Source organism: Embleya sp. NPDC025285, assembly GCF_055558835.1.
This window is the reverse complement of sequence record NZ_JBVHLU010000200.1, coordinates 1-9,205: the sequence shown is the minus strand read 5'-3', so window position 1 is coordinate 9,205 and position 9,205 is coordinate 1. Positions and strand designations below refer to the sequence as shown.

Here is a 9,205-nt window from a genome sequence, read left to right as displayed (position 1 = left end):
GAGGTGATCGTGGACGACCCCTGGGGCTACGGACGCTCACTGGAATGGGCCACCTCCTGCCCGCCACCCCGGCACAACTTCACCAGGCTGCCCCGAGTGCGGTCCGAATCCCCGGCGTTCGATCTGCACCACCCGGAAGTCACCGCACTGGACCACGCAACCCAACGAGGAACCGAAATGCTCCCCAGCAACGGCCCCGACACCCACCGTCCAAAGGCATAGGCATAGGCATAGGCATAGGCAACGGCCGCCGTCGTGACGGCGATGTTCGTCACGACGGTGGGACCGGTCGGCTCGAAGCACCGAGGTCCGGTGATATCGGCGGGCTTGATCGCGGCCACCCGGGTATCAGGTTTACATGGTGGCCGTAACGAGCGAGGAGCACGCGCGCGGAGCGCCGCTGACCATGGATTGGCAATGGCTGACGCTGCTGCACTGGCCCTACCGGCCGGAGCAGGTGCAGGCGCTGCTTCCCGACGGTCTGACGGTCGACACGTTCGGCGGACGGGCATGGGTGAGCCTGACGCCGTTCCTGTTGGGCGACCCGAGGTTGTTCGGCAAGGCGGCCATTCCCGGCTTGCGGCGGTTCCGAGAGACCAACCTGCGCACCTATGTGCGTGGTGCGGGCGAACGGGACGGCCTGTGGTTCCTCACCGTCGAGGCGTCCGCCCAGCTCGCCTGCGCGGCGGCCCGGACGCTCGTCGGCGCGCCGTATCACGTCGGTGATCTGTCGATCCGACGTGCGGACGGCGGTGTGGAGTACCGGGGGCGTCGACGAGGAGGTGGCGCTTCGTACGAGCTGCGCGTCGTCCCGGACCGGGACCCGCTCGAACGATCCCGGTTGGACGTATGGCTGACCGGCAGGTGGCGCGCCTGGACCCGCCACCTCGGACGGCTGTGGGAATTGCCCGTCGACCACCATCCCTGGCCGCTGCGGCAAGCCCGATGCGAACGACTCGCGCAGACCCTCACCGACGCGGTCGGGCTGCCGCCTCCCGACTGCGCGCCGCTGGTGCACTATGCCGATCGGATCGACGGGGTCCGCGCGGCTGTGCCGAAGCTGAGAGCCCGATCGAGCCGACCGAGCTCCGGCGCGGGGTAGGGACGTTTGTAGAACCACCTCCCTCGGCGGATCGGTACGCATGGCGGGCCGGTCGATGCCGACGATGCGGACGCTCCGGCGCCTCGCTCGCACGGAACCGGCCACGCGTCATCCCCGCGGACGGCAGGACCGGGCTTCACAGCCCGTCCTTGCTCGCGCGCCGTGTGACCGCCGCACCTTCCGTCGCACGCGGCTTGTGACGGCTCCCCCGATGCGGTACGAGTCGGTGGATTCGTACGCGAATGGTCCGTGTGAGGTGGGCCGACCCGGGCAGAGGGATCGAGCGGTTTCGTTCTCTCGCCTGTGGAGGTTGGCGATGTACAGCAAGGCGACAATCATGGGGCATCCGATCCATCCGATGCTCGTGGCGTTTCCCATCGCTGGGTATACGGGTGCGTTGGTGGGTTACGCGGTCTATGCGGCCAAGGGAACCCAGTTCTGGTTGGATTTCGCGATCGTGTTGAACATCGCGGGTGTGGCCGGCGCGGTGCTCGCGGCGATGCCCGGGCTGATCGACCTGGCGGTGGGCATCCCCAAGGGTTCCGCGGCCAAGCGGGTGGGGATGCGGCACGGCGCGTTGAACGTGCTGTCGCTGGCGCTGTTCGCGATCACCCTGGCCGTGTACGCCTCGCACTGGCACGGCCCGGCTCGCAGCGCGACGCTCGGCGTGGTCATGTCGGCGGTCGGCATGGCGTTCACGCTGGCCGCCGGCAGCCTGGGCTGGTCCCTGGTCCAGGACCACGGTGTCGGCGTTCGCGCCGCCGCACCCGACCCGACCCGCGCCCAGGACCAGGCGCAGTGGCAGGCGGACAGCGGCGCCACCCGCCGCCAACACGGTCGTCGCGACTGACGATCCGGCTCCCACGCGCCGCCCGTACGGCGCCCGTCTCCGTCCTCGAGGGGGAACTCGTGAAGTCCGGGCACGAGGTGGCCCAGGCGCAGGGCGCGGTCAGAAAGGCGTTCAGGGATCTCGGCGTGCTCGTGCCGGACTGGCCCGCGGATGTGTCCCCGTTCAGACACGCAGCAGGCAGTCCAGGCGGGCGGCGACCGTCTCCGCGAGGTGTTCACGCTCCTGGTCCCGCCCGAAGGCGCCGAGGCCGACGGCCTGCGCCGCGAGACCAGGCGCGAGCCACCCGCGAAGCGGGACCGCGAACGCCCGGTTCCGGCGGGCGCGACATCGTGGTGTGGCGCACCGCCTACGGAGTCGCAGGCGTCCGCTGCTGCGGCTCGACGCCGCCGGGGTGACCCTGGGCCCGGGAGGCCGGGAACGCCGCGGGTGGGGCCGGGCCATTCCCTGGCGCGACATCGACGCGGTGGTGTTCTGGAAGACCGACAAAGGCCGGGACACCTACTGGATCGGCATCGCGGCGTCCCCGGCGTTCCGCTCGCGGCACGGCATGGACAACATACGGGTTGCCCGGTTCCTCGACCAGGCCGTCGGCATGCGCATGCCGGTCATGGGGACCGTCATGCGGTGGCAAGGGTCGGAGGCCGAGCTGCACCGCCTGCGCGAGACTGTCGCCCGTGTGGCGCCGGAGACCCCGTTCGTCGACCCGCGCGAAGAGCATGCCGCGCGCGAGGCGTCGGCCTGACCTCGACTCTGTCGGTGATCTTGGTGTTTCCCGGTTTGTGAGCATGATCGGCGGGCACGCTCGGAGCTGTTTCGAAGGCCGATGCAGCTGCCGAGGCGGCCGTTGTCGCACCGTCTCCGGTCCGGTGAGCAAACCCCGTCTCTGACCGCGCAGATCGCCCGGGTGAGCAACCCGGCCGGGACGACGGCGACGTGGGTCGGAGACCGGCTGGACGGACTATGCAGCGCCGAGGACTTCGCGGGCTGGTGTCCGCGCAACGGGCGCCCCGGGCTCTCTGCTGGTCGGCCTGGTCGACGAGAACCGGGGAAGCGGCTACGGCCGCCCGGTGAGTCCGTGCAAGAACCCCACCCGGCCCAAGGCCAGGACCCTCTCCGCCGGAAACGACGCCCGGGCACTGCCCGGCACCCACACCCGCCCGGCGTCCCGCAACGCCAACGCGCGGGAGCGGCCCCTGACAACCGCGATGGCCGGCAGCCGACGGATTACCCCGAATACGGACACCCGGCAGGGCCAGCGTGAGATGACGGCCGCGGACAGCCCATCGGCTTCCGCGGCATTACTCAAACCGCCGGCGTCTCCGATGCGATTTGTGGGGGTCTCGTGGAGGGTCGACGTTCGGAAAGCCTTGTGGCGCCTGGCATCTGCCGGGCGCCACAGTAGGACAGCGTCGGTCAACTCGGGGGTCTCAGCGTTGAGGAGGCCTCGAGCTCCGGGGGCGTCATCGCCATGAGCGTCCATCCGCCGTCCTGCCGGAGTCCCACCCCGCTCCATGCGAAGTGGGCTCCGTCCGAGGTGGTTGCAGTGAGGTCGAAAGGGTAGGCCCCGGCGATGTCTTGCGTCCGACCGCCGATGCGGATGTCGCGCAGCCCCTTGCCGCCGTGCTCGCGGAGTCTGAGGTGCACTTCGTCGTTCGAATCGGTTTTCAGGTGGTCCTTGAGGACTCTCGCGTCTTGCCTGTTCACCAACTCGACGTACCCGATCAGATACTCGCGAAGCGACTCCTCGCGCGACTGGCCCTCCTCGTCGGCGCAGCCCACGGCGCCGTACGCGGTTGATCGGTGCCAGGCGCGGGGTTCGGCGGGCCTTGGAGAGCAGTGGTTCGAGGCGGCGGTACATCGACCTCGTCGGTCGAACGGCCGGGCGGCGCGTGCTCGATGGACCTCCGGGGCGGCGCTCCTCCTCGCGCCGAACTCGGCCATGCGGACGAGGGGGCGAGGCTCGCGGGGCGTGGCGGCGCGAGGCGGGCCGCGAGGCGATCGCCGTCATCAGCGCCTTGACGGCGTCGTACACCTCATGCGGCACGTCGTAACCATGCCCGGTGGGCAAGGGCGATGCCTACAACCGCTCCACGGCCGCCTCCACGGGATCCGACGAGATGCGATCCTCCGGTGCACGGTCTCCTCCTCGCTCCGAGGAGGCGCTGCTCCCGGGGAGCGTGTGTTCGGGATGTTCTGGCATGATCACGCCCGGGGGTGGCCGGGTTGGCTCGCCTGCCGTCCCCGGGTGTGCCCCTTTCGCCGTGTCGAACGGGATGTGCCGCCGACGCGCCGGGGCCGGGCCGGTCGGATGTGTCGTATCTGGTGGGTCGCCACGGTCAAGGCGGCAGGACGGGGAGAGCCGGGTGATCGACAATCCGTGGCTCGGATCGGGTCTCTCGCAGCGCCCCGCGACACCCACGGAGATTCGACGGACGTTGCGCGAGGCCCCGACCGTCGACGACGTCGAGCGAGTCTTCACATCTGAGGCTTTGGCCGCAGGACACAAGATCGCCGCTTCGCTGGGTGGCGATGAAACGCATCCCGAGACCGCACGAGAATACATGGAGGGCATTCTCCGAGGGCTCGAAAAATTCCCCGAGGCACACCTTCACAACGTCACGATCGTCGAATTTCCGGCGACGGACGGTGACATCTATGCCATCGCCGGAGCAAAGGGGGAAATCCGCTTCAACAAGCACTGGTCGGGAGTCGACGATCGCGACGCCCTCCTGGCATCCATCCAGAACGAGGTGGCTGAAGGGTACTGGGCCGAGGACTCCCCGGAGAATCCGATAGCGATCGCGACGCACGAATTCGGCCACATCCTTCAATTCACCGCCAAAAAGCTCGGGAAGAACGGCGGGGCGATAAAAGCGAGTGACATCATATCGAAAATCGGACGCAACGCGCGGCGCACGAGAAACAACACCTCCACTGTCGAAGCGGAGCGCGTGTTGGGGAAATATGCGACCGAATTCAAGAAAGTCGACGGCCAAGAGTACGAACTGCAGGGCTTGGCCTACGAGTCCGTCGAACTCAGTGCCCGCCTGCCGCACCAGCTCAGCGTGGACGCCTACGGCGAACTGATGAAGAAGCTCGGCCGTCCTTGGTCCGGGACGGAGACCGGCCGCCGATCGACCATGCGAGAACGTGCACGAGACCACGTCCAAGAGGCGAAAGACCTGATCGCCCGTTGCGAAAGGCGGGCGGGGCCGTCCTTCGCCCCGCGCGCAAGGTCGGCAAGGCCACGGCACGCCTCACCCACGGATTCCGGAACGCGCTGCCGGTCTTCAAGCCCCGCGTCTCCGTTCCGCTCACCGCGCTCAACGACACCCGCAAGCCCCTGCCCGACGTCTTCCGGTGGGCAACCCCCGAGGTCGCGACCGCGCTGAAGGCCGGAGGGCAAACCGAAATCCGCAGCTCGGGCACCGTCAGCGCCAGCCTCGGCTTCGGCCCGGCGGCCCGGACGCGGACGAACACCCGGGCATCGACCGATCACCTGCTGCGCGACCCCGCCCACAGTGCACTGATGGCGGCGGGCGCCGGCGCGGACAAGACCCTCGAACGGGCCTGAAGGCCGATCCGTACGCCAGTGGGCAAGCCGCCGTCGGCGGCAAACCCTCGCGACCCACCATCGGTCCACGCCGCGGCGCACGACGCCCCCGACGACCGCTGGAGACTACCTCCGCCATCCCGTGGGCCGCCCTGTTCGCCGCACGCGTCCGGCGCCTCGACGGGTCCGGAGACCTCGGCGCCGTGCACGAGGGGCCTGCCCGTCGACGACGTCCTTGAACAGCGCACGCTTGTTGTGGAAGACGAAGTACACGGTCTGGACGGCCACTCCCGCGCGGTCGGCGACCTCCTGAAACCGGCCTCGCCTCCGTGGAGACGCCAGTGACGCCGCTGGCGCCGACTCTCCCGTAGTGCGTGGCGCCCGTTCGGTGACGTGCAGATCGTCGCCCGGGACCGGGCGCCGTCGTGGAGACGGGCATGGACGCCGTGCGTGTCGAACAGGACGTCGGGCAGCTGCAGGCGCAGCGCCCACATCAGGTGGGCGTTGTCGTCCAAGGGGCATGGGTCGCGGGTGAGGGCGCGTTCGTGATCGGGGTCACGGTCGGCGCGGCATGGCGGTGGGTGGGGAGTGGGGGTGTCGCGGGCGTTCATGAATTGGGCGAGGCCGTAGAGCCATCCGGTGGCGGAGCGTCCATCCATGGCGGTGGTGGGGGCGAAGCAGCCCAGGCGGGTCCAGGGGAAGACGATCTCGCGGAAGGGCCGGCGCGGCCGGGCGAGCCCCCCGGGTCAGGAGCGGCCTCGGATGCGGTCCAGGTCCGCCTCGAGGACGGCGAGATCCGGGTGGTCCCGCAGCTCCTGTTCCCGCGCCCAGTCCTCGAGGTCGGCCTTGTGCGCGGCCCGCACCCTGTCGACGGTGGTGTCGGTGAGGATCGCGAGCAGCTCCGCGTGCGTGTCGCTCAGGCCGCAGTAGCAGTTCGCGCTGGCGAAGGAGGCAGCGGCCTCGGCAAAAGCGTTGTCAACGACACGTCTCTGGGCTGCGAGGGGGTTTCGTTCTCGGTGTCCTTGTCGGCTCCGGCGCACATCCGGCGGTGCAAGGCCTTCACCTTCCCGCCCAGGTCCGCCAGACACGCCCACAGGGCATCGCCCAGCGTGAAGCGGTCACGTCCCGGCGGGTCCACGCGGCCCGGCTCGCGCGCTGCCGCCAACCAGCGCCACACCGTGCGCTCCGACACCCCCACCGCCTCGGCGGCGACCGCCACGTGCGCGCGGGTGACACCACCCGCTTCCGCCAGGGTGAGCAGACGCCGCACCACCAGCAGCCGCAACACTGCCGCCCTATCCGAGGAACCCGCAGCAGGATATACCGAAACCGAAGAGCGACTGCTCGCCATGACAGCCAGCACACCCGCACCCCGGGAGCCCTGACACAGGAATGGGACGCGGGGCACGAATGACACGAACGGCCGCCGAGCACGGTTCCGACGCACGAACACACAGCCCGCCACAGGGAATTCTCGATCGCGTTGCGCAGCCTTCTCAAACCCTGCGACACCGCAGGTCAACCGACCCATCGCCGAAAAATCGGCGCCGCACCACGTCAGAGCACCGCGCCCCGAACCCGCCATTGAGACGACGCAGCGCCGGCGACCCAGGATGCGCGGGGTCAGCCGCACCGTGTTCGCATGTCGATGCGGGGTGCAGGGGATGCCGAGGTGGACTGGGCAGGGCTGTTCGCGGGAATCGACGCTCTGGTTGCGCTGCCCTCGCTGCGACAGGCGTGGCTGCGCGGGTTGAGCCGTATCGCGCCGCCGGAAGAGCCGGTGCTGGGCGCGTGCTACCGGGAAGCCGTGGGTCGGCCCTTGCAAAGCGCCGTTTGGACGGCGGCCTTCATGTCGTCGTCCTGCTCGTCCGTCCCACCCGGATCGACGTTCACCATGATCGTCGCCTGCCTGCCGTCGGCCGTGGCGCCGCCCGCGGTCTGATATCCGAATATGTCACCGCCGTGCCCCCAGTAGAGGCCGCCGCAGGGCAGTGGCCTGCTCTCCAGGCCCAGACCGTACGCCCGGCCGTCGGGGTTGCCGGTCGGCCGGGTCTTCATCATCTCCCGTAGCTGGGCCGGGTGCAGCAGCCTGCCGCGTACGAGCGCGTCCAGGAACCGGTTGAGGTCGGTACCGCTGGAGATCATTTCGCCGGACGCGCCCGCGATGGAAGGGTTGATCGCGGTGAGATCCATGAGCGGCGCGTTCTTGCCCGGCCGCACGTAACCGCGCGGGTGCGGCCCGTGGATCGCCGAGTCGTCACCCGGCACCGACGTCTCGCGCAGGCCGAGCGGCGTGATGATGCGCCGACGGATCTCCTCGCCGTACGGCCGTCCGGTCACCTTCTCGATGAGCAGGCCGACCAGCAGGTAGTTGGTGTTGGAGTAACGCCAGTCGGTGCCCGGTTGGAACGTCGGGGGGTGGGTGAGCGCGATGTCGACGAGATCGCGGGCTTCGTGGTGGGCAAGCGGGTCCTTGAGGATCTCCGGCGGGCTGAGGTACGTGAGGTAGTCGGGCAGGCCGCTGGTGTGCTGGAGCAGCTGACGGACGGTGATCGCTCGCCCGTCGTTTCCGTTGCCGCGTACGACGCCGGGCAGGTATCGCTCCACCGGCGCGTCCAGGACGACGCGGTGCTCTCCCGCCAGTTGGAGCACGACCGTTGCCACGAACGGCTTGGTCATGCTGCCGATCCGGAACCTGCTGTCGGTGCGCACCGGCGCGCGCGTCTCCACGTCTGCGACGCCGCCGGTCAGCACCGAACTGCCGTGCCGGTTCCGCATCTCCAGGAGCGCCCCGGGCCCACCGTCGACGGTGGTCAGCCGTCCCACGAGTTCGCGCAGCCGGGTGTCGTCGGCGGCGTTGGCGGACTTCGCGGCGGTGGGCCGGTCCGCGCGTTCCGCGCCGGTGCCCCTGCCCGGCGACACGCCTGCCACGATGCCGACCGCCACGGCCAGTGTGAGTGCGCCACCCAGTACCCGCTGATGCCTGATCATGTGTTCTCTTCCCTCGTCGTAGTCGGCACGATCACCGCGTCCCGCGCTACCGCGCGGCGGAGACGCACCTCGAAAACCGATGCCACGATCCGGCGCGCGCCGGTCGGGTTGTGAGACTTGTGAGACCTTCCGCGCGCGTACGCGCGATGCCTCCGACACCGAGGGTCCGGCAGGACCAGCCGGACCGCGCTGGGCGGAGGCAAACGCAACCGGAACCGTGCGAACGGGCCGCCTGGGTGGGTGGTTGCGGATGCGCCGCCGCGTCCTAGACCGCGGCCGGGGCGGGTGTGCGGACCTGGGGCGCGGAGTTTCCATGGGCGATCGGGACGAGGGCGATCCAGATCATGGCCGCGCCGACCGGGAGGAGGTTCATGTTCGCCATGATCGCCACGAAGCCGAGGAGGACCAGCGCCGGGCTCAGCGCTGCGGCGAGACCGCGCCGGGGGCCGACGACGGCGTACTGGACGAGCACCGCGACCAGGCCCAGCATGAACAACAGCGGGCCGATCTCGTAGAACGCCTGCGGGAGTACGGCGGGAACGTCGGCGTAGCGGTCGGACAGTGCGCTCTTCTCGGCGGTGTCCGCCGCCTTCAGGCCGACGACGATGTCGAGCACGGCTACGCGAACGAAGGTGGCCAGCCCGGCGCCGGCCACGGCGGTGAGGATGTCGGCGGTGATCCGGCGGGACCGGCTTCCGCCTTGCGCGTC

Annotated in this window: 8 protein-coding genes and 2 pseudogenes; 5 read left to right on the top strand and 5 right to left on the bottom strand. The window is 69.8% G+C overall.

The genetic code is table 11. The features are described from left to right. The 4 genes and pseudogenes from ACZ4FV_RS50865 to ACZ4FV_RS50850 all read left to right on the top strand — a co-directional run. Positions 1–222: pseudogene (locus ACZ4FV_RS50865) on the top strand (aa3-type cytochrome oxidase subunit I); the annotation flags it as partial. A gap of 136 nt (positions 223–358) precedes the next feature. Further along, positions 359–1,102 (top strand): YqjF family protein, encoded by a 744-nt coding sequence (locus ACZ4FV_RS50860; protein ID WP_465328196.1) that lies wholly within the window; start codon positions 359–361, stop codon positions 1,100–1,102. A gap of 337 nt (positions 1,103–1,439) precedes the next feature. Next, the gene (locus ACZ4FV_RS50855; protein ID WP_465328195.1) at positions 1,440–1,952 is read left to right on the top strand and encodes a DUF2231 domain-containing protein; all 513 of its coding nucleotides are present in this window, start codon (positions 1,440–1,442) and stop codon (positions 1,950–1,952) included. A gap of 334 nt (positions 1,953–2,286) precedes the next feature. Next, entirely contained in the window at positions 2,287–2,694 is a 408-nt protein-coding gene (locus ACZ4FV_RS50850; RefSeq protein WP_465328193.1) for a hypothetical protein, read from the top strand. 671 nt (positions 2,695–3,365) lie between these two features. Here the strand turns inward: ACZ4FV_RS50850 and ACZ4FV_RS50845 are convergent. Beyond that, the gene (locus ACZ4FV_RS50845; RefSeq protein WP_465328191.1) at positions 3,366–3,893 is read right to left on the bottom strand and encodes a hypothetical protein; all 528 of its coding nucleotides are present in this window, start codon (positions 3,891–3,893) and stop codon (positions 3,366–3,368) included. A 422-nt stretch (positions 3,894–4,315) separates the two neighbouring features. Here ACZ4FV_RS50845 and ACZ4FV_RS50840 point away from each other — a divergent pair, with 422 nt between their 5' ends. Continuing rightward, positions 4,316–5,344 carry a hypothetical protein gene (locus ACZ4FV_RS50840; protein ID WP_465328189.1) on the top strand — a complete coding sequence of 343 codons (1,029 nt, stop codon included), beginning with the start codon at positions 4,316–4,318 and terminating at the stop codon, positions 5,342–5,344. Positions 5,345–5,631: 287 nt separating this feature from the next. Here the strand turns inward: ACZ4FV_RS50840 and ACZ4FV_RS50835 are convergent, their stop codons facing one another. The 4 genes and pseudogenes from ACZ4FV_RS50835 to ACZ4FV_RS50820 all read right to left on the bottom strand — a co-directional run. After that, positions 5,632–6,027, bottom strand: coding sequence for a TetR family transcriptional regulator (locus ACZ4FV_RS50835; protein WP_465328187.1), 396 nt, complete (start codon positions 6,025–6,027; stop codon positions 5,632–5,634). A gap of 394 nt (positions 6,028–6,421) precedes the next feature. Beyond that, positions 6,422–6,793 (bottom strand): helix-turn-helix domain-containing protein, encoded by a 372-nt coding sequence (locus ACZ4FV_RS50830; RefSeq protein ID WP_465328185.1) that lies wholly within the window; start codon positions 6,791–6,793, stop codon positions 6,422–6,424. A gap of 506 nt (positions 6,794–7,299) precedes the next feature. Further along, positions 7,300–8,496, bottom strand: a complete 1,197-nt coding sequence (locus ACZ4FV_RS50825) for a serine hydrolase domain-containing protein (protein ID WP_465328183.1) — start codon at positions 8,494–8,496, stop codon at positions 7,300–7,302. Positions 8,497–8,761: 265 nt separating this feature from the next. Next, a pseudogene (locus ACZ4FV_RS50820) lies at positions 8,762–9,205 on the bottom strand (hypothetical protein); the annotation flags it as partial.

Coding starts and splice junctions, on each gene's coding strand:
- ACZ4FV_RS50835 (WP_465328187.1), bottom strand. CDS start 6,027: ATGCCCCTTGGACGACAACGCCCACCTGATGTGGGCGCTGCGCCTGCA.
- ACZ4FV_RS50860 (WP_465328196.1), top strand. CDS start 359: ATGGTGGCCGTAACGAGCGAGGAGCACGCGCGCGGAGCGCCGCTGACC.
- ACZ4FV_RS50855 (WP_465328195.1), top strand. CDS start 1,440: ATGGGGCATCCGATCCATCCGATGCTCGTGGCGTTTCCCATCGCTGGG.
- ACZ4FV_RS50845 (WP_465328191.1), bottom strand. CDS start 3,893: ATGGCCGAGTTCGGCGCGAGGAGGAGCGCCGCCCCGGAGGTCCATCGA.
- ACZ4FV_RS50825 (WP_465328183.1), bottom strand. CDS start 8,496: ATGATCAGGCATCAGCGGGTACTGGGTGGCGCACTCACACTGGCCGTG.